This window comes from Streptomyces sp. NPDC050448, assembly GCF_040655295.1.
In the GTDB taxonomy this organism is placed as follows: Bacteria; Actinomycetota; Actinomycetes; order Streptomycetales; family Streptomycetaceae; genus Streptomyces.
The window spans coordinates 43,888-68,039 of the sequence record NZ_JBFAJR010000037.1; the positions used below are offsets into that span (position 1 = coordinate 43,888).

Genomic DNA, 24,152 nt, shown 5'->3' on the forward strand with positions numbered 1-24,152 from the left:
TCGGTCGTTGCGGCCGGTCACACCGACGGTGACTCCGGGGCGGCGTCCGGGGCGCAGAGCGCGAGGACGTCCGCGGCGCTGCCGCCATCGGGCAGGGCGCGTACGGCCTGCAGGACGGCATCGACGCGCTGCGGCGAGAGCGCGGTGCCGGCCGAGAGCCGGAACTTGCGCTCCTTCTCCGCGGCGGTCAGGGGCATGTCCGGGCCGCCCTTGCTGGTCTCGACGCGGACCTCGTGTGTCTGCCCGTCGCGGGTGTTCACCCGCAGGACGGCCGGCAGCCGGGTGGGGAACAGGGGGTCGAGGCCGGGGTCGGGCACGCAGCGGATCACGCCGGCGAGAGCGCGTCGGGCCGGGTCGTGAGCGGCCGCGTCGGTGAAGTCGTCGAACCAGACGCCGAGGCCTCCGCCGCCGAGGAGCGTGGTGGTCACGGTGAAGGGACCGGAGAAGGCCGCCGCGTAGCCGGTGGCGGGGGTGGCCTTGGCGGCGGCGGGTTCACCGATCGTGCGGTGCATGGCCGTGGGAACGCGCAGCTCGCCGTGGACGACGTCCGCCCCGCGAACGCCTTCGGCCCGCAGGCGCAGTGCGGCGTCGATACCGGGGTGGGTGAAGTGGTTGCACGGGTACGGCTTGACGATGATCTCGCTGGTCTCCCAGCGTTCGCCCAGGTCGTCGAGGACGGTCTCGGGGCGGGCCCGGTCGCCGCACCACGCCTGAAAGAAGCCGAACCGGCCCTCCAGGACGGTCGGCGGCCCGGTGATGCCCGCCTGGGCCAACTGGGCGGCGGCCACGCCGGCATGGGCCGCCCAGCCGCAGTGCATCCGCTTCACGGTGCCGCCGGTGCGGTTGGCCTCCAGCAGGCCGGCGCCGGTGCTCGCGGCGATTCCCAGGGCGGCGGCGATGGTGTCCTCGTCCGCGCCGAAGAGCATGGCGGCCGCGACGGCCGCGCCCAGGGTGCCGCAGATGGAGGTGGCGTGCTGGCCGCGTTCGAAGAACAGCGAGTTGCCGAGGTCCGGGTCGTATCCGGCGATGCCGAGCCGGATGCACACCTCGGTGCCGACGGTCACGGCGTCGAGCAGGCGCGGCCCGGAGGCGCCGGTGGCCTCGGCGGCGGCGAGCGCGGCCGGGATCACGGAGGCGCTGGGGTGCAGGACCGACAGCATGTGGGAGTCGTCGAAGTCCATGGCGTGCGCCAGGGTTCCGTTGACCAGGGCGGCCGCCGGCGCGGCCAGTGCCTGATCCGACCCGATGACGTGTGCCCGGCCGGTGCTGCCCCAGTCCCGGGCGACGGCCAGTACGGCCTGCGGGGCGGATTCGTCGCGGGCCAGGAGGCTGTTGCCCAGGCAGTCGAGGACCCGTTCCGCGGCCTCGGCGCGCAGCCGCGCCGGCAGGCCCCGGTCGCGGGCCTCGGCGGCGAAAGCGGCGAGCCGGCGGACCAGGGGCGCGGTGGTGGTTGCGGACTGTGCCGTCGTCATCGTGCCTCCTCCCGGACGGATGCGGCGGCGGTGAGGACGGCGAGCGGCCGAACCGGGGAGCCCGTACCGCCGGTGATCTTCAGCGGGCTGAGGACGAACAGGAACTCGGTCGCGCCGGCCGCCGCCAGCCTCTCCAGGTTCATGTGCTCGATGAGATGGACGCCGCGGTCCACGAGCAGCGTGCGGTGCACCGGCAGCACCGCGTGCCCCTCCCCGGCGGGGATGTGTTCGACGGCGGTGGTGTCGGCGCCGATGGCGCGTACCCCGCGGTCGGCGAGCCACGCGGCGGCTGACTCGGTGAGGCCGGGCACACCGGTCGTGTGGCCGATGTACGCCTCCGCGTCGCTCCACCGCCGCGCCCAGCCGGTGCGTACCAGGCACACGTCCTGCTCGGCGGGTACGACGTCCGCGCGGGCGGCGGCGTGTTCCAGATCGTCGGCGGTGATGCCGTAGCCGGCGTCGAGGATGTCGGTGCCGTGTGCGGCGGCGACGTCGAGGAGGACACCGCGGCAGACCATGGGCGGCACGGTGTCGATGCCGTGGACGGAGAAGCGCCCGCCCTGCTGGGCCGCGGCGGCGTCGTGGCCGCCGAAGAGCCGTCCGTGGTGGGAGGCGTGGGACAGCGCGTCGATGTGCGTACCGACGTGGCCGCCGGTGACGATGAGTTCGTTGGCGGCCGAGCTTCCGTCCGGCCGGATCCCGTCGCCGTGGCGGCGCAGGAGGGCCATACGGAAGCCCGGGTGGTTGGGGGAGCACGGCATGCCGTTCTCCAGGGGCTGGGCGAGGTCGTGGACGATCGTCCCGGCGGCGATGGCTGCGAGCAGGGGATCGGCGGTGGTGGACGGGATCGGAGGGGCGTTGGTCATCGATTGCCTTTCTCGGGCTGACTGAGCAGGTCGTACGGAGTTGCACGGCGGTTGACGAAAGGGCTCCGGGGGAGGGGGAGTCACGAGGAGCGGGCGGGGGCCGACAGCGCGTCGGCCATCGCCAGCACGGCGCGGGCGCTGGCGACCAGCGGCGGCGCGACGGTGCGGCCGTCCTCGGTGACGAACACCGACGACCCCGCGTCCGGCCGGGACGCGGCCGCCGCCAGTACGGCGCGGGCGGCGGCGACCTCTTCCGCGGCGGGGGTGAAGACCTCGTTGATGACCGGGAGCTGGCCGGGGTGGACGGCGAAGCGCCCGAGGTAGCCCATGCCGCGCCCGTCCAGGCAGGAGCGGCGCAGCCCTTCCGGGTCGTCCAGACGCGGGTAGACGCTCATGGCCGGACTGACGAGCCCGGCGGCGCGGGAGACGAAGACGCAGCGCACCCGGGCTGCGTCCATGGTGGGCCCGTCGAAGTCGGTGCGCAGGTCGCTGCGCAGATCGTTCTCGCCGAGGCCGATGCGCTCGAGGCGTGGTGTGGCGTGGGCGAGCTCGCTCAGGGCTTCGACGCCGAGCGCGGACTCGACGAGGATCTGCACCCCCGCGTCGCTGCCGGCCTCCTCCAGCCACCGGGCCGCCTCACGGATCTGCTGCGGGTGCTCGACCTTGGGCAGCCGGACGGCGGCGAGGCCGGGCCCCGCTACGGCCCGCACGTCGTCGTGGGCGAGGCCGCTGGCGATGGAGTTGATGCGTACGTACGTCGGCTTGGGCGGGGTGGCGGACACGATCTCGGCGGCGGCCCGGCGGGCCTCCTCCTTGCTGCCCGGCGGTACGGCGTCCTCCAGGTCGAGGACGACGGCGTCGGCCTCGCTCGCGTAGGCCTTCTCCACCAGGCGCCCCTTGTGCGCGGGAACGTACAGGTAGCTGCGGTGCACGGCGGCGGTCATATGACTCCTCTTTCTGCGAGCGCGGCTAACCCCTCGGCCCCGATGCCGAGTTCGCCGAGGATGTCGGCGGTGTGCTCGCCCAGGCGCGGTCCGGCCGAGCGCACGGATCCAGGGGTGTCCGAGAGCCGGAAGGTGACGCCGGGCATGCGGATCGCGTTCAGTTCCTGGTCGGGTACGGAGACGATGGAGCCGCGTGCGGCGATGTGCGGGTCCTGGAGGACGTCGGCGAAGTCGTAGACGGCGCCGATGGCGGCCTGGGCCTGTTCGAAGTCGTTGACGACCTCGTCGCGGGTCCGCTCGGCGATCCAGCCGCCGACGGCGGCGTCGAGTTCGTCGGCGTGCAGTGCGCGGCCGGATCCGGTGCCGAACCAGGGCTCTTCGGCCAGTTCGGGGCGGCCGACCAGGCGCACCACGCGCTCGGCGATGGAGACGGTGGTGGCGGCGACGGCCACCCAGTGGTCGTCCTTGGTGCGGTAGATGTTGCGCGGCGCGTTGTTGGGCGAGCGGTTGCCCTGCCTGGTGGGCATGATGCCGGTCAGGTCGTAGGTGGCGAGGGGCCCGCCGAGCACGCCGAGCATCGACTCGACGATGGAGAGGTCGACGACCTGTCCGCGGCCGGTCATCTCGCGGGCGCGCAGCGCGGTCAGCGCGGCGAAGGCCGCGGTGAGTCCCGCGACCGCGTCGGCGAGCGGGAAGGAGGGCAGCGTGGGCGGCCCGTCGGGGGTGCCGGTGAGGTGGGCGAGCCCGCTCATGGCCTCGCCGACCGTGCCGAAGCCGGGCCGGTGGGCGTACGGGCCGGTCTGGCCGAACCCGGTCATGCGCAGGAGCACCAGGCGGGGGTTGTCGGCGCTGAGGGCGGCGTAGTCCAGACCCCAGCGCTCCAGGGTGCCGGGGCGGAAGTTCTCCACGATGAGGTCGGCGTCGGCCGCCAGCCGGCGGAAGAGTTGCTGGCCCTCGTCGGTGTGCAGGTCCAGGGTGGCGGAGCGCTTGTTGCGCGCCACGACCTTCCACCACACGGGGACGCCGTCGGCCTGCGCGCCGTAGCGGCGGGCGGGGTCGCCGTCGGGGTGCTCGATCTTGACGACATCGGCGCCGTAGTCCCCGAGCAGGGTGGCGGCGAAGGGGCCGGCGAACAGGGTGGCGGCGTCGATGACCTTCAGGCCTGCGAGCGGGAGCGGGGAGTTGGGGGGCTTTGTGCACTCACGGGGATCGTTGGCGGAACGGTTGATCATGATCCTCAGGCAACATGGTTAGTACAGCGAAGTAAATGCGAGCAGCGTCACATCCAGGGATCCGGGTCGCCTTTCGGCCACACTTTGCCCTTCCTTGCAGGTTAAGGAGGTGTTAAGCGGTCTGAAAGCGAAGGGTCGGTGACGTAGGGTCCGGGTGTCACTACAGATCAGGTTGACGAAATACCAAGCCATGCTTATAAGCTAGGCTTCGTTCGTGGATGACAATCAAGACACCATCGACCTGGCCAGGCAGACCCGCGACAGTGTGTCCGCGCTGGCCCGGCGCATGCGTCAGGAACGCCCCGCGCACGGCCTCGGACTCACCAGCGCCTCGGTGCTGAGCCGGCTCGACCGCGTAGGGGCCCTCAGTCCCAAGGAACTGGCCGCCCATGAGGGCGTCCAGCCGCAGTCGCTGACCCGTCAGCTCTCCGCCCTGGAGGAGCGCGGCCTCATCACGCGTCGGCCCCACGACCGCGACGGCCGCCAAGTCCTGATGGAGATCACCGACGCGGGCCGCCACCTGGTGGAGACCGACCGGCAGTCGCGCGACGCATGGCTCGCCCGAGCCATCGCCACACGCCTGACGACGGTCGAGCGGGAGATCCTCTCCGCCACGAACAAACTCCTCGACCTCTTGTCCGAAACCTAGAAGTCCCCAAGGGGGCACCGTGGCATTACCCACCGCGCGGACCGCGACCGAACCGGTTCCCCCCACACCCACCCGTATCCCGCTCGGCTTCCTCACCCCGATCGTCCTGGGCACCATGCTCAACGCCCTCAACTCCTCGATGCTCGCGGTGGCCCTGCTCTCCATCCAGAAGGCGTTCGACGCCGGGGCCGCCGTCATCTGGCTCGTCTCCGGCCTCTACCTGCCCACCGCGGTCGCCCAGCCCACGATGGGCCGCCTGGCCGACGCGTTCGGCGCCCGCCGGATCTTCGGCATCGGCCTGGTGCTGGTCCTGGTCTCGGCGGCCGCGGCGCCCTTCGCCCCCACCCTCGGCTGGCTGATCGCCGCCCGCGTGGTACTGGGCATCGGCACTTCGGCCGCGTACCCGGCCGGCATGTCGATGATCCGCCTGTGGGCCGGCACCCACACGGGCGAAGGCGCCACGCCCACCGGCGGGCTCGGCGCCATCTCGGCCGCCTCCCAGGCCGCTGTCGCCCTCGGCCCGCCGCTCGGCGGCGTGCTCGTCCAACTCGTCGACTGGCGCGCCATCTTCTGGGTCAACGTCCCGATCACCCTGACCGCCATGGTGATGGCCCTCATCTGGCTGCCCGCCGACGATCCGGCGCGGCGCGACACCGTCACCCTGCGCGAACTGGACCTGCCCGGCATGGCCCTGTTCACCGGCGAGCTGTGCGGCCTGATGCTCTTCCTGCTCTCGCTGCCCGACCACCCGCGCTGGTGGGCACTGGCCGTCTTCGTCGTGCTCACCGCCGCGCTGATCTGGCGCGAACTGCGCGCACACCGGCCCTTCGTGGACCTCCGCATGATCGCCCGCAACCGTCCGCTCGCCGCGACCTACGTACGCTGCATGGCGACGTACGTGGTCTTCTACTCCATCACCTACGCCCTGCCCCAGTGGCTCCAGCAGGGACGCGGCCTGTCCGAGTCCCAGTCGGGCCTGGTGATGCTGCCCGTGGCCATCCTCGGCATCGCCACCACCATGTGGGCCACCAGGCTCGTCGACCGCGGCCTGCGCACCGTCCTGATCACCGGTTCCGGCGCCCTGTGCCTGGGCAGCGCCGCACTGGCCCTGTTCGGATCGAGCGTGCCGATCTGGCAAGTTCTCGTCATCGGCGCAGTGCTGGGCCTGCCCAACGGCTTCAACAGCCTGGGCAACCAGACGCTGATGTACCGCACCGCGCCCGCCGAGCAGATCGGCACCGCCTCCGGGCTCCTGCGCACCTCCCAGTACATCGGCGCCAACCTCGCCTCGGCCCTCGTCGGCATCGCGGTCGGCACACAGGCCGACGACTCCGGTCTCCATCTGCTGGCCGCCGTGATCACGGGGATCAGCCTCGTACTTCTCCTCAACGCCGCCACCAGCCGGCACCTGCGCGGTGCCGGCGACCGCGGCTGAACCACCCCTCGCACCCCTGCGCACGTACATCGTGTCCGTCGCGCACGTCACGTACCTCGCGTACGTCAGAAAGGAACCACCATGCCCGTCATGGAACTCAGCCCCAAGGCCGCCCTCGTCGTGCTCGACGTGCAGCAGGGCATCCTCGGCCTGCCGCTGCAGCCCCACCCGGCCGCCCAGGTCGTCGACAACAGCGCCCGCCTGGCCCACGCCTTCCGCGCGGCCGGCCTGCCCGTCGTCCTGGTCAACGTGGCCCACGGCCCCGACGGCGGCGCCGCCCTCCAGCCCCGCGCCGACGTGCCGCACAACCCGCCGGTCCTGCACCCCGAGTTCTCCCGGCTCTCGCCCGAGCTCGCGGCGCACCCCGACGACCTGCTCATCACCAAGCGCCAGTGGGGCGCCTTCACCGGCACCGAACTGGACATCCAGATGCGCCGCCGCGGCATCGACGAGCTCGTGCTCACCGGCGTCGCCACCAACCTCGCCGTGGAGTCCACCGCCCGCTTCGCCTACGAGCACGGCTACCACGTGATCGTCGCCGAGGACGCGACCAGCACGTTCTCCGCCGAGCACCAGGAGTTCGCGACCAAGAAGATCCTGCCGATGATCGCCCGCGTCGACTCCACCGACGCCGTGCTCACGGCACTCGAGGCCGCACGGCGGTAGGGCGGTCCGGCGAACGCGCGCCCATGTGCCCGCACGCTGCATGCCCGCATGCCCTGACGTCCGCCCTCGGCCCTCCCGAACCGCACGACAGGGTCCTGCGCCAACTCGGCTGCGAGGCGGTCATCGACCGCTCCGCCATCGAGCAGGGCGACCGCACCATGCTCCAGCGGCCCGAAGGCTGGAAGAAGCTGGGCAAGGCGATCCGCGAGGCGGTCGGCGAGGACCCGCACATCGTCTTCGAGCACGTCGGAAAGGCGACCTTCGCCGCCTCCGTCTTCCTGGCGCGCCGCGGCGGCACCGTCGTCACCTGCGGCTCCAGCACCGGTTACGACCACCAGTACGACAACCGCTACCTGTGGATGAAGCTGAAGAACATCATCGGCAGCCACGGGGCCAACCTCGACGAGCAGTGGGAGACCAACCGGCTCATCGGCATGGGCAAGGTCCTCCCGGCGCTGTCCGCCACGTACGCGCTGGACGACGCCGGTGAGGCGGCGCGCAGCGTGCAGGTCAACGAGCACCTCGGCAAGGTCGGCGTGCTCGGCCTCGCCCCCCGGCCGGGGCTCGGCATGACCGACGCGCGGGCGCGCGCCCGCGTGGGCGAGGAGCGGTTCCAGCTGTTCCGCAGCTGAGGCCGCGCCGGCCCGGACGAGGGCTACGGCGGCGGACCGGAGGGAGTTGCCCCGGCCCGCCGCCGTTCCGCGCTGTCCGCGTCGGCCACGTCGACCGCACGGTGCGCGCTGTCCGTGAGTTCCGCCTCCAGGCCGTGCAGCACCCGGTCCAGGCCCCAGGTGAACTGCTCGTCCTGCGCCCCCTCCGGTACGAACGCGACCGCCGCGTGCAGCAGGGGGAACGACTCCGGCGGCAGGTCCGCGACGGTGTGGCGCCACCACGCCCGGTGCTCCTCCTGGCACTGCGGCGGGGTCCGGTCGATCTCGTACAGTACGAAGCCGAGCGTGTAGGTCTGCACGGAGTGGTACGCGCGGACCGCCTCACGCAGCGGCCAGCCGCCCGCCGTCATCCTGCCCAGCAGCCACTCGAAGACCTCCGCCAGACCCTCGCTCCACATCCGACGGGTGATCAGAAGCTCGGTCACGGCCCCGTGTTCGAGCATCCGCCGCCGCAGGGCCGCGGAGAAGTCCGCCAGCGCCGGTCGCCAGTGTGCGTCGCCCGAACGCTCCAGCGGGAAGTCCTCGAGGACGGCCCCGGCGAGCAGCTCGAGCAGGTGCTCCTTGCTCTGCACGTGTCCGTAGAGCGACATCACTCCGCAGCCCAGCTCGCGCGCGAGCCGCGGCATGCTCACCGCCGCCAGGCCCTCCTCCCGCGCCACGTCCAGCGCCGCCGCGACGATCTGCGGACGGGACAGGGAGCCGCGCGGGCGTCTTCCGGTCCCGGCCGGTGCCGCCTTCTCCGACGCCTTCGACATCGTTCTCCCCTCGTCGCCTTCCGCGGCCGGCCGTGGCCGGGTATGCCCTTGCGTGCTGCTGCCGACCATTCTACGGTAGCCCTTACCGTAAGTCTTACGGTAAAGAATCCGGGCACCCGTCAGAAGCGCCCGGGGGAAGCGACGGTGATGTGCTGTGGACGCGACGACACCACTCCCTTTACGCGGCGTACGGGTGCTGGACGCCGCCACTCTGTTCGCGGGGCCGGGCGCGGCCACACTGCTGGGGGACTTCGGGGCGGACGTCATCAAGATCGAGCATCCGACCGGCGATCCGGCCCGGCACCACGGCGTGCAGGTCCACGGCGAGAGTCTGTGGTGGAAGCTGGTCGGCCGCAACAAGCGCACGGTCACGCTCGACCTGAGCCGCACCGAGGGCCAGAAGATCTGCCGGGCGCTGGTGCGCGACGCGGACGTACTGGTGGAGAACTTCCGGCCGGGCACCTTCGAGCGGTGGGGCCTCGGCTACGAGCAACTCGCCCGGATCAACCCGAAGCTGGTGATGCTCCGCGTCAGTGGCTTCGGCCGTGTCGGCCCCATGCGGCACCGCGCGGGCTTCGGCACCCTCGCCGAGGCCATGAGCGGCTTCGCCCACTGCACGGGCACACCGGACGGGCCGCCGACACTGCCCCCCTTCGGCCTCGCCGACGGCGCCGCGGCGGTCATGTCGGCGTACGCGACGATGGTCGCCCTGCACGCGCGCGGCACGACCGGGCGCGGCCAGGTCGTGGACACCGCCCTGATCGAGCCGATCCTGCACCTGCTCGGCCCGCAGATCTCCGCGTACCAACAACTCGGCGTCGTCCAGCAGCGCTCGGGCAACCGGTCCGTCAACAACGCCCCGCGCAACATCTACCGGTGCCGCGACGGACGCTGGCTCGCCGTCTCCACGAGCGCGCAGTCCATCGCCGAGCGCGTGATGCGGCTGGTGGGCAGCCCCCACCTGATCGAGGAGCCGTGGTTCGCCAGCGGCTCGGGGCGCGCCGAGCACGTCGAGGAGCTGGACGCCGTCGTCGGCGGATGGATCGCGGCGCGCGACGCGGACGAGGTCATCGCGGCCTTCGACAAGGCCGAGGCGGCCGTCGCGCCGGTCTACAGTGCCGCCGACATCGTGGCCGACCCGCAGTTCGCCGCCCTCGGCACGGTCGTGCACGTCGACGACCCCGAACTCGGCCCCCTGGCCATGCAGAGCGTCCCCGCACGCCTGTCCGGCACACCGGGGCAGGTCCGCTGGGCGGGCAGGCCGTTGGGTGCGGACAACGACGAGGTCCTCGGGGAGCTGGGCATCGGTGCGGAGCAGCGCACGGAACTGCGCCGGAAAGGGGTCATCTGATGGAGACGTCACCGAGCGGTGCCCACACGGGCGGCACCCGTCCGGGAGGGGCGACCCGCACCTGGCTCTACGTGCCGGGAGACCGCCCCGAGCGCTTTGGCAAGGCCCTCGCCGGCGGAGCCGACGCCGTGGTCATCGACCTGGAGGACGCGGTCGCCCCCACACGAAAGGAGACCGCACGCGAGGCGGCCGCCGAATACCTCGGCCGCGGCCGCCGACGCCCGGTGTACGTGCGCGTCAATCCACTGGGGGTGGGCGGCGAGGACGACCTGGCCGCCCTGCGCGGCACCAGGGTCTCGGGCGTACGCATCCCCAAGTGCGAACACCCCGCGCAGGTCGCCGAGGCGGCCCGGCTCCTGCCGGGCGTGCCGCTCGTACCGCTCCTGGAGACGGCGCTGGGCATCGAGCGCGCCCACGCGCTGGCCACCAGCCACGCCCTGGTGGCCGGCCTCGCCTTCGGGGAGGCCGACCTCGCGGCCGAACTCGGCACCGGGCACCGCGACGTACTGGACGCGGCCGCCTACCGCGTCCTGCTCGCCGCCGCCGCGGCCCGCCTGCCCCGGCCGCCCATGAGCGTCTTCCCCGCCGTACGCGACGCCGACGGGCTTGCGGCGGATTGCGCACGGGGCCGGGACCGCGGATTCTTCGGCCGCTCGGTGATCCATCCAGCCCAAGTGCCAGTTGTCAACGCCGTGTTCACACCCTTGGCCGGGGCAGTCGCCGCCGCGCGCCGCCTCGTGGAGAGCGTCGAGACGGCCAAGGCGAACGGTTCGGGAGCCTGGCTCGACGAAAACGGCGACCTCGTCGACGCCGCAGCCTTGCGCCAGGCTCGTGCGGTCCTGGGCACTGCCCGTGCCACAGAGGGGTCGGCCCGCGCCGGCCGGCCGGGCCGGGCAGGGCCGGAGCAGGCGGGCTCCGCCACGATCCGGCCCTGACCCTACCCGGCCACCCCCCAACGCACCGGCTCCCCGAAGCCGGCCGAGTGCGGGCCGTGGGGCCCGGGGGTGGCCGGGCGCCCCCGGCCGCCGCCGTCCTGCCGGATGAAGCCGAAGCCCGAGCAGCCGGACCTGGTCCTGGCCGAAGTCGACAGCGGCCCGAGCCAACTGGTCGGGGGCCCGGCAGGAGGACGGACCCGCCTGGCGTCGAGGGCGAACTGAGGCAGTGCCTGGCAGCCGGGGTCGTCGCGGGGCAGGCCGGTGTCGGCTGCGATCGCTGCCGCCAGGGCGTGCGTCGGCTGCCGCCGGGCGCGGCTGGTGGGCACTGCGCCGGCGCACCGTTGGGCCGGCGCTGCCGCTTCCTGCGGCTCGGCCGCGACCCGCTCGGCTCCGATGATCCGGCCGAGCGGGGTCAGTGCCTGCGCCGTGGACAGCACATCGAGCCGCAGCCGAGGTGCGGCCGCCGGCTCCGGGAGTGTGCTGCGGCTGGTCACCAGCACGGCGCAGCCCGGTGACCCGGGCAGCAGCGGCTCGATCGGGAGGGGCGCGCCGGGCTCTACCTGCGGAGCTCCGAAAGGCGCTTGCGGTGGATGCGGGCGTGCGGGCCGGGAAGTCCCATGAGGGGAATGTCCCGGCACATGGTGACTCTCCGTCGGGGGCCCGATCACGTGTTCCCGCGGGACGTACAGTGACCGCATGCCGGCAGACCCGTGGTTCGTGAGCGACGACCCAGAGACCGAGGCCGAACTGGACCGGACCGAGCGGGCCTTCGTGGGGGCGCTGCGCGAACGCGCCGAAGCGTGGAAGGTCCCGCCTGCCGTCAGCTGGGTGGGGCGGCCCGACGACGACTCGTCGCTGGTGGCGTGCGTGGGTCTCGGCGACGGGCCGTTCGGGTGGCCCCCGCTCATCGGCCTGCACCTGACCGGCTCCACGGTCAGCGGAGACCACCTCAACGAGCACTTCTACTTCCTGCCCCAGCCGCGGACCAGGCTGGCGCTGGACGCCACCGGCACCCCCCAGACGCTTGCCGCACTCTCGGCCGACTGGTTCGAGCGCGTCCTCCGGATGCGCGTGGTGCGGCACGAGTGGTACCACGACGGCCGGCGCTACGCGGACAGATACCTCTTCGGGGACGACGGCGACGGCCGGTGCGACACCTACATCGACGGCGTTGCCCCGCAGGGGCAGCGTGAGTACCTCAAGGCCATCGGCGCGGAGGACACCGGGCGCTGGATCCGGTCGGGGGCCCTTGGCCGGCCCGGTCGCATCGTCGCCCTACGGCACGCAGCGGACTGACATCCCGCCCCTCACCCGCCCGGGCACTGTCGTACCCGTGAACGCGCAGGCGATCGAGAGCGTACGACCGGCACCCCCTCGCAGTGGACGCCGACACCACGGGCCGCCGGGCATCGCACGTCACGTTCGCGTGCGCGGGCCGGTGGCGAGAGGCGCTCGCAGGCCGTCTCGGCCGGCCCACGCGGGCCAAGCCCCTCACGACGGGGCTGAGGCTCAGCTCGCCGGGCCGGCGGGAGCGGTGGCCGGGGTGGTGGTGAGGGCGCGGATCGCGGCCTCCTGGGAGTAGGCGAGGAGGCCGATCGTCGTAGCGCTCATGACCAGGGCGAAGAGCACGTGGCCGAGGGTCGAGGTGACGGCCAGGCCCAGGGCGTTCAGGGCGAAGTGGCTGCCGACCCGGAGGGCGATGAGGGCGAAGGCCACCTTGCGGGTCTCCTTGCCGCGCCACAGTGCCTTGGCGAGTTTGATCCGCTTGCGCATCATCGTCAGCGAGACGGTGATGTTCACGGCCAGCAGGACCAGCAGCACGGGCCAGGACGAGGGGAACGCCTTGAGGATGTCGAAGGCGGCCGCGAGAACGCCTTCGAAGCCGAAGAACCAGATCGGAAGCCGGTAGTCGGCAGGTACCAGGACGCTGGTGTCGATCGCTTCGGCCGGTGCGGCCTTCTTCTTCAGGATGTTCATTCTGCTGCCCCCGTGGTCGGTGTGATGATCATAATTCTGCCCGCGAGGGAGGCTTCGGGGGCAGAGCCCCGGGTCACGTGTGCAAGGTGACAGTTGTCATACGCCGGCAGCCCGGATGCCGGCGTATGACAACGGCGCTTGCCGGCCCGCCGAGGCCGTTCCCGGCTCCACTCCGGCCAGGTCCGTAACCCCCGCTGCCACGCGGCGTTGAACCCCGTGGCCGGCCAAGCCGAACGCGCCCTGCGCGCCCCTGAAGTCGGTGTCCGGCCGATGGACCCCCGCCGCATCGACGAGGACATGGCCGCGATCAAACGTTCATGCCCGTCCCGGTCCATCACGGGCGGGCGTCGATCCAGCCCCGATTGACCAGAGTGCGCACCGGCCCATCGGCGCAGAGGACCCGCGTCACCCCCAGGCCCAGGCCCCTCGGCGTCGGGGGCTGGGCCGTGTTCGGTGCCGCCTCGTTCAGGGGCAGGGGTGCAGGTTTCCGGGCGTACCCCAGGTGGCCGGATTGTTCAGGCCGGGGGGCTGGTCGGGCAGCAGCCCGCATGCCATCCAGGTGGTGACGCTCTTGTCGAGGTGTGACTCAAGGATGTAAACCGCCTTGTTCGGCGGGTATTTGTTGCGCGTGTCGAGCGAGAGGAGTCCCGAGGCACCCGAGAACTTCTGGATTCCAGGGTTCGACAGTCGTGCGTACACGTCCGTCGGCTGGAAGCGTGCATCGGATTTTTCCACGGTCTTGTACTGGGCGTATACGGAATTGATCACCTCGGAGGCGACGCGCAGTGCGTCGTAGGATCCGGCCGCGTTCCCCTCCGGCACCGATCCGTCCTTGAACACTTCCCGGAACCGGGAAATGAACTCCGAATACGGGCTGTCGGGAGATTCCTTGCCGTTGGAGTTGTTCGGCATCACATAATACGGCTTCAGTACCGCATGCTTCTTCAGCATGAGCTCGGGATCCTGGATGTACTTCGCCGCTGTGCTCTCGGAGAGGACGGCGACCTGCTTGCCGTCCGGCTTTCGGCAGTCCGGGGCGTCCTGCAGCGCGTCGAACAGTTCCGGCATCTCACCGGAGCGGGCGGCGTACACGATGTAACCGCCCGAGGCGCGTACTTCCGTGCAGACGTTCCGGGCCACCTCCGAGACGATCTGCCCGTTCCGGTTTTCGTAGTAGGGGACCGTGACCACCTTGCCGCCCTTGTACTTGTCCGAGAACTTCGCCGCCAGGTCCGCGCTGAAGAAATCGTCGTCCGGGTCGTAGACCAGGACGGCTGTCCTGCCGTTGCCGGTATCCGTCGTCAGATTCCCGATCTGCTCGGAGTGCGTGGAAAACTCGGCCATGACCTCGGAGATGCGCTCGTTCGACGGGGAGACCTGGAAATAGTAGGAGGGGGATTTCGCGTCGACCATCTTGCTGCCCGTGACGGAGTTTCCGATCACGGGGATACTCGCTGCGGAAAGCTCCTGCACCGCCGCGAACGAGGTGGGTCGGCTCTGGGTGATCCCGATGACCGCCGTGATCCTGTCCCGGTCCTTCCGGGCGATGATCTCCTGCGCGACATCGGGGCCGGGGGAGCTCTGGGATCCGTACGTGAAGTACTTGCCGGAGTTGGCGATCAGCACGCGAATCTGAACGATGTCGCCCTCGCGCCCGTTCACCTCGTTCTGCGCGGCCAGCGCACCGCGCAGGCTCTGGAGGCTCACCGGAGTGGAATCGCCCGGCTCGGTGGTCAGCGGTGCGAAGAACACCACGGTGCGGTAAGGCCGTTTGCTGTTGACGGCCGCGTCGTTCTGGCGCGCGGCCACCTCCTCCAGCTTCAGCAGGTCGTCGTCCCGGCCGGCCACGCCCAGATGGCATTCCCGCCCGTCGGTGACGCCCACGATCTCGCCGGTGGCCACGGCATGGCACGACGGCAGCCGCTCATCTTGCCCCACGGCGTACAGCGCCACACCGGCGACGAGGGAGAGCGCCACCATCGGCGCGGCCACGGCCCGTACGTAGTCCCCGCGGCCGTTCGACCGCACGGGGACCTTCGGATTCGTACGCACCCATTGGTCCGCCGGGCCGTCGTCATCGCTCGCGGACAGCGGGACGACGTAGACGGCAGAGGCGGAACGCCTCGTGTACAGCGCATTCACCTGGTCGGCGACGCCGGTGATGCTCTGGGGATCGGCCAGCACGGGCTGGGCGTGGGAGGGGGAATCGCCGAGGAGTGCGCCGAGCACCATCAGCGGGGCGGGCGGCTCGGTGCGGATGATGTCCGCGTAGGTGTCGAGGAGCTGGCGGACGGGCGTGCCCTCCTCACCCACCGTCGGGAGGAGCAGCACGAAGGACCACTGCCGCCGGGCCCGGTAGACCCACAGCCTGGTCGGCCGGGCCGCTTTCGACAGGTCGTTCAGCAGGGCCATGAGCAGCATGCGCTGGATCAGGGCCTGGTTGCCCCGGGAGGGGCCGGCGCTGGTGACTGCCAGTGCCATCCGCAGGAAGTTCGGCCCTTTGGGACGCCGGGAGCCGACCCAGCGCAGGCTGCGGGGGCTGCTGAGGTACAGGCCGTATACCCGCCGGGGGAGTCCGACGACGAGCAGCTCGAACAACGCGAGCCAGATGTTCGTCAGGAAGCTGGAGCCGGTGGCGCCGGCCACGCGCGCGAGTGTCGCGAGCATGGGCCGACGGGTGAGGAGCTGGAGGTAGAGCTCGTCACGCAGGCGCCGCCGCTTGGCGGAGGCCGAACCGGCGCCCACGGATATGTCCAGAACCGCACGGCAGGTGTGGAAGCGGGGGAGCCGGAGCTCGCCGGCGTCGAGGGGCATGGTGTCGTCGAATTGCTCGACCAGGCTGTCGAGCAGAGCCACGTGCTGTTCGGCCGCGGGGGCTCCTCCGGTATTTCCGCGTTCGCCCTCACCGGGCCGGTGGGCACGTGGAGTGGCATGGCTGTCGTCGATGAGCGCGTGGGGGACGAGATCGACCTCGCGCTGGAGGTCCTGCTCGTAGAGGCGGTCGTGGTAGCCCACGATGATGGACCGCGCCGTGGAACCGGCCGGTGCGCCGGTGGCTTCGGCTCTGTCGGGGGGACCCTGAGTTTCACGTTCACGCCGTAGCAGCATCACCGGCAGCCGACGGCTCTTCTTCCGGTTGCCGGCGAAGATGTCGAACTGCTCGATCAGGTACTCGATCCCCTGGGGAAGCGGCCTTTGCACACATTCTCCTTCAAGGCTCAGGGCGGTCGGAGCCGCTGCCTGCCCGATGTGGCGTTCGTCGCCACGCAGGGGCACGGAGAGCCCGGCCTTCCTGGTCCCCCGTCCAGCGAGGCGAATTCAGCCACGTTAGCGGTGACGGCCTGGTTGCGGTGGGTGAACTCCCGTTTCGGTGGAGCGGCTCGTGAACATGCGTATGGCGGCGCAAACGGGATGCCGGACTGACTGCCCTGATGCCGCGAAAACAGGCCGGCGGACCTCGGTGTGCCGGAACGGGTCCATCGACGCCGCAAGCATCGCGGAGTGGCAGATGGCAATACTTGAGGCCGTTCTCAGTGCTCGCTGCGCGGAGGCGGTACATGCACGGCGTCGCCTCCTCCCTCCCCTGACCGTCTTGGTGGCCCCGCAACGGGATTCCCGGCCTGCGGAGTTGGAGTGCACCCTGCCGCACCCCGGGCCGACGCAGATCAGCGCGTGGTCGGTCGAGCGGCGGCGGGGACTGACGGCGCTTCAGGCTAGGATGATCTTGAACACCTTTCGCGGTGTTCATGACCATTGTTCTACGCCCGACAGGGCATTTTTCGGGGAAGACCACCTTGAAGCTCACCGTGCTGCGCCGTGCCGCAGTGGCCACCGCAACCGCATCGTTCCTCGTCGGCGGCCTGGCCGCCGCCTCCCCTGCCTCCGCCGCCGGCGGCAACTACAGCTGCACCAACTGGACGCAGAAGGTCAACAAGTGGACGGCCACCTGCACCGTCAGGAGCGGCCAGGCCCGCGCCGTCACCGACTGCAGCAACGGCAAGACGATCTACGGCGCGTGGGTGGGCCGCGGACGCTGGGCGTTCGGGGGCGACTGCGGCATCTACTTCGTGGTCGCCCAGGACACGCAGGGCCGTAACTGACGTCCGCATCACCGGGACCGAGGGGACCGGGGGCCTGCCGACGACTCGGCAGGCCCCCGGTCGCGTTCGGACCCCGGTCATGCCGTGCTCGGCTCCGGAGCGGGCGCGACCTGGAGGTCATCGCCTCGACGGAGGAGGACGGCGGCCACCGGCTGCTCGACGCCGGAACGCTCGGGGTGCGCGGGGTCACAGACGTTGCCGGTGCGCATCGATTCGCACCGCTCACGGTCGCTGACCGGCATCGGAACCGATCGTCCGGGAGTCCAGGCGGCCGAGCGGAAGCAGGTACTGGATCGGCTCGTCGAGGTCGTCCAGCCCCAGCAGCTCGTGCGCCAGGTCGTCGTGCAGGCCTCCGAGCGGAATCGTGGCCAGCCCGAACGCGCCGACCGTGAGCTGGAGGGTCTGGGCCAGGTGCCCGGCCTCCAGCAGGCCCAGCCGCAGCGCCCGCAGCCCGTACCGGCGGCGGAGCAGCCCGAGGTCCAGGTGGACGGCCAGGACGGCCGGTGCCTCGTCGATCCCGACGGAGTCCGGGTCGTCGGCCGGGCGTGAGAGGTACGAGGACAGCGCCTTGAGCCCGCCGAGGTCCGGAGCGGGTCCGAGGGCGACCAGCGACCGCCGCTCCGGCACGCAGTGGTAGGTGCCGGGGGGCAGCCCTGCCACGGAGAGTGCCAGCAGGCGTACCCGCACGCTGTAGAGGGCTCCCGCACTCGGGTACGGCCGGTGGCGCCGGGTGAGCTCCGTCCCGTCTGCCAGCGGCTGCCGGGACACATGGCTCGGTGCGTGGGCGTGCCACAGGACCCCGCCCAGCTCGTCCGCGGTGAGCGGCCCCCGCAGCGCCCCGCGCGCCGAGCTGCGGCGGTGCAGCGCCTCGGCGAGGGACAGCTCCGGCAGCGAGGCCGCGGAGAGCGCGCGTTCGACCTCGGGCCGGTACGCGGAGGGGGGCCCGGGCAGTGCGATGCTTCGCACGGCGGTGTCCTGTGCACGGCCGATCTGGAACTTGCTCTGCTCCAGGTACTGGTAGTCGGCCGCGCGCGGACCGGAGCCGAAGAAGCCGCTCTCGTCCCCCGACTCCAGCAGGGCGCGGCCCGCGAGTCGGCACACCGCCCGCTCCTCGTCGGGGGCGACCCCCAACCGGTTGAACAGCATGTGGAGTTGTGAGGCCCACACCCACAGCCGGCGGTCCGCCCGCACCGGCGGGTCCGGCCGGTCCGCGGGCGGCACGGCAGTACGCAACCGGGCGTCAGCCGCCCGTACCTGCCGGGTCCACTCCGCGAGCCAGGGCGCGGCGGAGCCGTCTTCGAGCCCGGCGCGGACCGCCCGCGCACGCCGTGCCAGGTTCGTTCGTTGGGCCGCGAACACCGTGTTGACGCGGGTGTGGACGGCGGGCCCGGGCAGCGGCCGCACCTCGGTGGCCCAGCGCCAGGAAGCGGCGTGCCGGCGCAGCCAGCCCGCGGCGGCCAGTTCGTCCAGGCCCAGGGCGTACGCCGTGGCGTGGGCGAGGTCCAGGGCGAGCCGCAGCCGGTCGCCGCGCCCGGGCACGGCGCGCAGGGCCGCGACGGCCGCACGCGTCGAGTGCACGAACACCTCCTCGGCCACCGGGAGCGCGGCCGGCCCGCCGTAGCGCTCGGTCTCCGGCTCGTACGGCGCCGCGCGCACCTCGCCGTGCCGGCTGGGCCAGGGCCCGGTGACGGGGGTGGTGCCGCCGGCCAGCAGGGCCAGCTCCGAGGCGAGTTCGGCTGCGTCCTCGGCGGGAGCGGCTCCCACCGGCCCGCCGGTGGACACGCTGCGGCGGAACCTGATGCGCAGGTGGGGCCCGCCCTCGTGGTAGCGGATGAAGAACCAGGCGCCGCCGTTCGGTCCGTACCGGCCGTCCATCAGCGGGGCGAGCGCCCCGGTGACGAAGGCGTCGGTGTCCGCGCCGTCGGCGTGCAGGGTCAGGTGCAGGCTCTGCCAGCCTCCCGCCGGAGCCGGAGCCGGAGCCGGAGCCGGAGCCGGAGCCGGAGCCGGAGCCGGAGCCGGAGCCGGAGCGAGGACGGTCGTCGTAGCGGTGGTCCCGCCCGCCGTAGCGCGGGACGGAGACGCGTTCGGGTGTTCGGTCATCGGATCGTCCTCACGGGAACGGGTGCGGGTACAGGGGGAGTTCGTCATGGCGCAGCGGGCGGGCGGTGCGCCCCAGCCGGTGGGGCACCTCCAGCAGCCGGGGCAGCCCGAGCGTGCGGCGGTTGACGTGGCCGAAGGTCATCGGGAGGGTGCCGGGCACGATCACCTTGGCGCAGTGCAGCCCCAGCCGGTCCCGGATCCCGGGCTCGTCCTGCGTCACCACGACCACCTCGAGCCCCTCGGTGGCCAGTCGCGCGACCGTGTCCGTCAGCAGCCGGGTGAGGTCGGCCACCGGTGTGGGCGCGCCCGGCCACCGTTCCTGCCACGGGACCTCCCGGATGCCGGAGAACAGGAACTGAAGCCGGGGCTGGGCCTCCGGCAGGGTGTTGAGGCCCACGTGGTCGTCGAGGTCTACCACCAGCTCGGGCTGCCGGAGCATGGGCCGCAGCCGCTCCGGGTCGCGCGGCCCGCCCGGGCCGGCCGGCCGGTGCACGGCGTCCTGGACGTTGGTGACGACCTCCGCCACCGCCGAGCGGATCGCGGCACGCGGATCGTGGTGGGCCCCGGCGGCAAGGAAGGCGCGGGGAGCATCGGGGTGGCTCCCCTCGTAGCGGCAGAACGCGACGACCGCCGGGATGCCGAGGTCGTTCGTGGCGTCCAGCAGGCCCAGCCGGTAGCCCATGAGCGCGGCGCGCGCGGCCAGGGAGGTCACCAGCGGGTCGTCGGTGGGCAACGCGACTGCGGGCAGCGGCGTGCGCGCGTACCACGCCATCAGGAAGGCGTCCCGTTCGGCCACCTCGAACAGCCCGTAGAGAGCCGCCTCCTGGGGGCTGTTCCCGAGTCCGCAGCCGTTCGAGGACTCGTAGACCACCCGTGTCCGGCCCGGGCCCTGAGGCAGGTCCCAGTACGCCACGTGCTCGGGCACCGCGCGGGCCCGGCCCTCGGTGAGGGACCAGCCGTACACCCAGTCCAGCTCCAGGTCCGCGTGGTAAGGGACCGTCCGCACGGCGGGGTGCCCCGGGTGGGCTGCCGGATCGGGCAGACCGAGCCGGGCGGGGTCCACGGCGGCCTCCGGGCCCAGCTCGGCGAAGGATGCGCGCAGGAGGGTACGGCGCCCCAGCGGGCGCATGCCGGCCAGCCGCTCCACGCCCTCGAACAGCGCCACTCGCTCGCTGGAGCGGAAGTCGGCGGAGCGACCGTAGCCGCCGTCGTCGAGCAGACGGCCGTCCGTCACCCAGGCGGTGGTGAGGGCGAAGGCGGAGTCTTCGGTACGGAACAGGCGGCGCACCGGGCCGAACCGCTCGTCGTGCAGTTCGGCCCGCAACCGTTCCCCGTCCGTACGGTCGTTGGGGCCGCGCAGCACGGCGGGGTCGGGCAGCGGCTGCGGCGTGGCCGCAAGCGCGGCCGCGGCGGGGGAGTCGGCCGGCAGCGGGCGGCAGACCGGGCAGCCACCGATCGGGCGGACGACGTGGGTGGACCAGGTGGCCCGGTGCCCCTGGATGACGTGGACGGTGGCGGGCGGCGGTGTCCCCGGCTCCGCGGCGGGCCCGGCCTCCAGCAGGTCGGCCGCGAGCAGCAGGGCCGCCTCCGCCAGGGCCGGGGTGCCGGTGCCACCGAGCGCCAGCCGGGGGCTCTGCCAGGGCACCCTGCCGCCCGTGGTGGCCAGTCGCTGGTACTCGGTGCACGACAGGCACGCCCGCACCCCGGGCGCCAGCACGGGCCCGACGACGGTCAGCGCACCGTCCTCGCGCACCGGCACCAGGCGCACGGGATGGGCCAGCGCGTGGCGGCTGATCCGCTCCGCCAGCTCCAGCGTCCAGGAGGTGAAGTGGACGATGGCGGCGCCACCGGTGGTGTCCAGCGCCGCAGCCGGATCCAGGACGGGAACGTCGCCGGCGGCGGTGGCCACCACTGCCGCCCCCATCGCCGGCGCGTCCCCGGCCGTCCCGTTCGTCGTCGCCCCGCTCATCGCGCTCCTCCCCATCCGGCCAGGACGGTGAACCCGCATGCGTGCAGGGCAGCCCGGACCGGCTCGGCAGCCCGGACCGGCCCGGCCGCTCCGTTGCCCGTCAGGTCCGCCGCACCCGGCTGCCAGGGCTCGGGTCGCAGTCCGGTGAGCCGGGCCAGCGCCGCGCACAGTTCCGGCTCCCGCCGTGCCATCCCGGCCAGCCAGCGGTCGGTCCATCCTTCGTCCGTCCAGGCCGCCGGTTCGACTCCCGTGGTCGCGAGCGCGGCCTCGGCTCCGCTGAACACGGTGTGCACAGCCCCGGCCGGACCGTGCTCGGCGGCCATGGCCCGGGTCACCGCGCCGAGCGCGGCCAGGGCTGCGGCGTCGGCGGGTGTTGCCTCCACCGCACGGGCGGACACTCCTGCGGTCCCGGCCTCCGCAGCAGGGTCCCGTACCACAGCCAGGTAGGCCTGCTCCGCAGGGAACCGATGAACCGTCATCTCCATCGGAAGCTCCAGGTGCCGGGTCAGTACGGTCCACCAGTGCCGGGCCTGCGGATGCTCGCGCCATTCCTCCTCGCTCAGGGCGCGGCCGGGGCCGGAGCGATCCGCGGCGGCAAGGGCGGCTCGGCGCAGGGCCCGCCCCAGGGCGTGCCCCGGTCCGGCGCCGACTGCCACCGGGCCCGACGTCCCGTCGTCCAAGTGCAGTTCGGCCGCACGGCACCCTGCGGTGAGCCGCGCCAGGTCCGCCCGCGGCGCCCCTGCCACCAGGGGCCCGGCCGGGGTGCGGCAGGCCGCGAGCGCGGCGGGCAACTGGGGCAGCCGGCCCGGCCGCGGTGCGTCGAGCACTCCCAGGTGCGGGTCGCCCAGTGCCCCGATACGGCGCAGGGCCTCGTCCAGGTTGCCGGCGGGAGAGGGGGAGGGGGCCGTTGGATCGACCGGCCCGGTGACCCACGGGTGGTAGGACGCGTGCGGCGGCCGGGCCTCGGCGACCAGTACGGCGGGACGGTCCGGGAGGAGCCGCGGGTCCTCCTCCCGCCCGGCGGGATCGGGCAGACCGGCCGCGGCGCACAGCAGCCGCTGCGCCGCGGCACCGGCCAGCAGGGCCGTCAGCGCCGACGGTGCCCCTGCCGTCGTCCCGGCGGGCGCGGAACCGGTGGCGGGGCACAGGCGGGCGGCGATCGACTCGGCGTCGGAATGCGCCCGCCCCGGCTCGGCCGGGGCCGTGGCGAAGCCGCCGTCAGCGGTGCGGGCCACGGCCACGGCCACCGGCGGAGTGCCCGCGACCGCCACCACTCGGTCGGCCGGCAGGCCCGTGTCGCGGAACACCTCCGGGCGTGTCCCCGCGCGCTCCAGGGCGCTGATCAGCGCCGTGGCGAGCGGGCCGGCGGGATCAGCTGCTGCGACCACGGGCCGCGCGGCGGCGAGGGCCGCGGCCGCGAGTCCCGGCCGGTGCGTGGACGCTCCCAGCCATGCGGCCGGCTCGGCGGCTCCCGCCGGATACTCGGCGAGCAGGTCGTGCGCGTGCAGCTGCGAGCTCAGCGCGGCCAGCGCGGACTCGACCCGGGGATCGGCCGGATCGAGGCGGGGCCGGGGACGGGGCAGGTCCTCCTGCCCGCCCCGGCCGTCCTCGGGCCCATGGCCGAGCTGATCGGCCAGCAGCTCCCACAGGGCGGGCAGAGCCCGGCTTCCCTCGAGCGTCACGCTCCCGTCCCGGCCGCGCAGGTGAAGGCCGGCTCGCAGCGGGGTGACCGCCACCCCGGGCCGCAGCCGCATGCGCGGCGACTCTGCGGCGGTCACCGGGTCGCCTCCACGGCGGCGATGACCTCGTCGACGCGCGCCTGCCACCGGTGCCCGGTGAGCCCTGGCACGCTCCGCACCACGAGGTGGGCGGCGAGGTAGCGCTCCACGGGCCGGACATCGCAGGCGGTGAGGAGCCGGTACAGCCCGTTCGTGCAGGCCCGGTAGACCAGATAGTCGGGGCGGGTCCACATCGTGCCCTGCGGGTCCGAGCGGTGCAGCCGCCGGTGGAAGTCGCTGTACCGGGTGCGCACCTCCCGGTCCCAGCGCTCGGCGGTGGCCCGGTCGTCGAGCGCCGCGGCCCGGTCCCGGTACGCGGCGGGAACCCCGGTGAAGTCCGCGCCCGCCCGCAGCCGTTCCTCCGCGATCCGCCAGGCCCCCGCGGACCAGTCGGCCCAGGCCCGCTCCCAGCCGGCCGCACCGCCAGCCGCGATCCGGCCCACCAGTGCGGAGATCCGCCCGCCCGCGGCCTCCCAGCGGCGATCGAAGGCCGCACGCAGCCGTCCGTCCGGGTCGTCGTGGACGAGGAAGTCCTCCAGGTGGGAGACGTACGAGTAGTGGCCGCCGACCAGTCCTTCGGGGTGCGCGGCCGCATGGGCCGCGAGGGCCGCCACCACGAGCTCGACCCTGGCGGCGGACGCGTCCCCGCGCTCGCCGAGGAAGGCGGTGCCCGCCTGGAGGGCGGGCAGGCCCAGGGCCAGCAGGTCCTCGCGCAGCCGCACCCCGTCCGGGCCGATCAGTGCCTCCAGGGAGGACAGGTCCACCGGCTCCAGCCGCACGGTGTTGTCCGGTACGAGCGGACCGTACGGGGGCGGGATCAGCTCCGCCCGCCCCGCCACCGCGGCCTGCGCCAGCAGCTCCTGCCCGTCGACGGCGGCCCGCGACGGATGCGAGGCAGCGCGAGCGCGCAGCTCGGCTGCCGTGCGCTCGGCTGTGGCGGCCACGGCGCCGGGGAGGCCGCGCAGCCGCAGCCGCACGTGCGGGCCGTGCAGCCAGTGGCGTTCGACGTGAGCGGTCAGCCCGTCCGCGGCGGCCCGCCGGGCGAGGGGCAGCACGGCTTCGCGCAGGAGAGGCGCCTTGACCGGCTCGTAGTGGTAGACGACCACGTCAAGAGCTGTGGCCGTGGCGCTGCCGGTGGCGGACGCGGTGGTCGAGGTGGGCCGGGCGGTGTCCGGGCCGGTGGCCGGGGCGTTCATCGGTGTCTCCTCGGCGGATGACGGGCGGGATGGCGGTGGGGCCCGCCGGGGCAGGT

General features: G+C 73.0%; 20 protein-coding genes and 1 pseudogene. 8 read left to right on the plus strand and 13 right to left on the minus strand.

Annotation, left to right across the window (positions count from 1 at the left end; all coding sequences use genetic code 11):
* Nucleotides 1–17: 17 nt before the first annotated feature.
* The 4 genes from AB0I68_RS31565 to AB0I68_RS31580 form a co-directional block, all read right to left on the minus strand.
* Nucleotides 18–1,472 carry an MmgE/PrpD family protein gene (locus tag AB0I68_RS31565; RefSeq protein ID WP_363180793.1) on the minus strand — a complete coding sequence of 485 codons (1,455 nt, stop codon included), beginning with the start codon at nt 1,470–1,472 and terminating at the stop codon, nt 18–20.
* A complete protein-coding gene (locus AB0I68_RS31570; RefSeq protein ID WP_363180795.1) occupies nt 1,469–2,338 on the minus strand; it encodes a cyclase family protein in 870 nt (289 codons plus the stop codon). The genes AB0I68_RS31565 and AB0I68_RS31570 overlap by 4 nt, the downstream gene beginning before the upstream one ends.
* An 80-nt stretch (nt 2,339–2,418) precedes the next feature.
* On the minus strand, nt 2,419–3,282 hold the full coding sequence (locus tag AB0I68_RS31575) for a CoA ester lyase (protein WP_363180796.1): 864 nt from the start codon (nt 3,280–3,282) through the stop codon (nt 2,419–2,421).
* Nucleotides 3,279–4,514 (minus strand): CoA transferase, encoded by a 1,236-nt coding sequence (locus tag AB0I68_RS31580; protein ID WP_363180797.1) that lies wholly within the window; start codon nt 4,512–4,514, stop codon nt 3,279–3,281. Before AB0I68_RS31580 ends, AB0I68_RS31575 begins: the two co-directional genes overlap by 4 nt.
* Nucleotides 4,515–4,728: 214 nt before the next feature.
* Between AB0I68_RS31580 and AB0I68_RS31585 the strand changes: the two genes are divergently transcribed.
* The 4 genes and pseudogenes from AB0I68_RS31585 to AB0I68_RS31600 all read left to right on the plus strand — a co-directional run.
* The gene (locus AB0I68_RS31585) at nt 4,729–5,163 is read left to right on the plus strand and encodes a MarR family transcriptional regulator (protein WP_363180798.1); all 435 of its coding nucleotides are present in this window, start codon (nt 4,729–4,731) and stop codon (nt 5,161–5,163) included.
* Between the two features lie 19 nt (nt 5,164–5,182).
* Nucleotides 5,183–6,598: an MFS transporter gene (locus tag AB0I68_RS31590; protein ID WP_363180799.1), complete on the plus strand. Its 1,416-nt coding sequence runs from the start codon at nt 5,183–5,185 to the stop codon at nt 6,596–6,598.
* A gap of 81 nt (nt 6,599–6,679) precedes the next feature.
* On the plus strand, nt 6,680–7,264 hold the full coding sequence (locus AB0I68_RS31595) for an isochorismatase family protein (RefSeq protein ID WP_363180800.1): 585 nt from the start codon (nt 6,680–6,682) through the stop codon (nt 7,262–7,264).
* Nucleotides 7,265–7,356: 92 nt separating this feature from the next.
* Nucleotides 7,357–7,896: pseudogene (locus tag AB0I68_RS31600) on the plus strand (zinc-binding dehydrogenase); the annotation flags it as partial.
* A gap of 23 nt (nt 7,897–7,919) precedes the next feature.
* Here the strand turns inward: AB0I68_RS31600 and AB0I68_RS31605 are convergent.
* Nucleotides 7,920–8,690 carry a TetR/AcrR family transcriptional regulator C-terminal domain-containing protein gene (locus tag AB0I68_RS31605; protein ID WP_363180801.1) on the minus strand — a complete coding sequence of 257 codons (771 nt, stop codon included), beginning with the start codon at nt 8,688–8,690 and terminating at the stop codon, nt 7,920–7,922.
* Between the two features lie 154 nt (nt 8,691–8,844).
* Between AB0I68_RS31605 and AB0I68_RS31610 the strand changes: the two genes are divergently transcribed.
* Nucleotides 8,845–10,041 carry a CoA transferase gene (locus AB0I68_RS31610; RefSeq protein ID WP_363180802.1) on the plus strand — a complete coding sequence of 399 codons (1,197 nt, stop codon included), beginning with the start codon at nt 8,845–8,847 and terminating at the stop codon, nt 10,039–10,041.
* On the plus strand, nt 10,041–10,976 hold the full coding sequence (locus tag AB0I68_RS31615; protein WP_363180803.1) for a CoA ester lyase: 936 nt from the start codon (nt 10,041–10,043) through the stop codon (nt 10,974–10,976). The genes AB0I68_RS31610 and AB0I68_RS31615 overlap by 1 nt, the downstream gene beginning before the upstream one ends.
* A gap of 2 nt (nt 10,977–10,978) precedes the next feature.
* On the opposite strand, the gene AB0I68_RS31620 is transcribed toward AB0I68_RS31615, so the two are convergent.
* On the minus strand, nt 10,979–11,470 hold the full coding sequence (locus tag AB0I68_RS31620; RefSeq protein WP_363180804.1) for a hypothetical protein: 492 nt from the start codon (nt 11,468–11,470) through the stop codon (nt 10,979–10,981).
* Nucleotides 11,471–11,672: 202 nt separating this feature from the next.
* Here AB0I68_RS31620 and AB0I68_RS31625 point away from each other — a divergent pair, with 202 nt between their 5' ends.
* The gene (locus tag AB0I68_RS31625; RefSeq protein WP_363180805.1) at nt 11,673–12,272 is read left to right on the plus strand and encodes a hypothetical protein; all 600 of its coding nucleotides are present in this window, start codon (nt 11,673–11,675) and stop codon (nt 12,270–12,272) included.
* A 213-nt stretch (nt 12,273–12,485) separates the two neighbouring features.
* Here the strand turns inward: AB0I68_RS31625 and AB0I68_RS31630 are convergent, their stop codons facing one another.
* Complete coding sequence (locus tag AB0I68_RS31630) at nt 12,486–12,953, minus strand: hypothetical protein (protein WP_363180806.1); 468 nt, start codon at nt 12,951–12,953, stop codon at nt 12,486–12,488.
* 465 nt (nt 12,954–13,418) lie between these two features.
* A complete protein-coding gene (locus AB0I68_RS31635; protein ID WP_363180807.1) occupies nt 13,419–16,154 on the minus strand; it encodes a hypothetical protein in 2,736 nt (911 codons plus the stop codon).
* A 593-nt stretch (nt 16,155–16,747) separates the two neighbouring features.
* On the opposite strand from AB0I68_RS31635, the gene AB0I68_RS31640 reads away from it, so the two are divergent.
* Entirely contained in the window at nt 16,748–17,053 is a 306-nt protein-coding gene (locus tag AB0I68_RS31640; RefSeq protein WP_363180808.1) for a hypothetical protein, read from the plus strand.
* Between the two features lie 77 nt (nt 17,054–17,130).
* Here AB0I68_RS31640 and AB0I68_RS31645 read toward each other — a convergent pair whose 3' ends face one another.
* The 5 genes from AB0I68_RS31645 to AB0I68_RS31665 are packed head-to-tail and all read right to left on the minus strand — an operon-like array spanning nt 17,131 to nt 24,096.
* Complete coding sequence (locus tag AB0I68_RS31645) at nt 17,131–17,295, minus strand: hypothetical protein (protein WP_363180809.1); 165 nt, start codon at nt 17,293–17,295, stop codon at nt 17,131–17,133.
* The gene (locus tag AB0I68_RS31650) at nt 17,276–19,153 is read right to left on the minus strand and encodes a thiopeptide-type bacteriocin biosynthesis protein (protein ID WP_363180810.1); all 1,878 of its coding nucleotides are present in this window, start codon (nt 19,151–19,153) and stop codon (nt 17,276–17,278) included. Before AB0I68_RS31650 ends, AB0I68_RS31645 begins: the two co-directional genes overlap by 20 nt.
* A gap of 10 nt (nt 19,154–19,163) precedes the next feature.
* Nucleotides 19,164–21,122, minus strand: coding sequence for a TOMM precursor leader peptide-binding protein (locus tag AB0I68_RS31655; RefSeq protein WP_363180811.1), 1,959 nt, complete (start codon nt 21,120–21,122; stop codon nt 19,164–19,166).
* Nucleotides 21,119–22,900, minus strand: coding sequence for a hypothetical protein (locus tag AB0I68_RS31660; RefSeq protein WP_363180812.1), 1,782 nt, complete (start codon nt 22,898–22,900; stop codon nt 21,119–21,121). The genes AB0I68_RS31655 and AB0I68_RS31660 overlap by 4 nt, the downstream gene beginning before the upstream one ends.
* Nucleotides 22,897–24,096 carry a lantibiotic dehydratase C-terminal domain-containing protein gene (locus AB0I68_RS31665; protein WP_363180813.1) on the minus strand — a complete coding sequence of 400 codons (1,200 nt, stop codon included), beginning with the start codon at nt 24,094–24,096 and terminating at the stop codon, nt 22,897–22,899. Before AB0I68_RS31665 ends, AB0I68_RS31660 begins: the two co-directional genes overlap by 4 nt.
* Nucleotides 24,097–24,152: the final 56 nt, after the last annotated feature.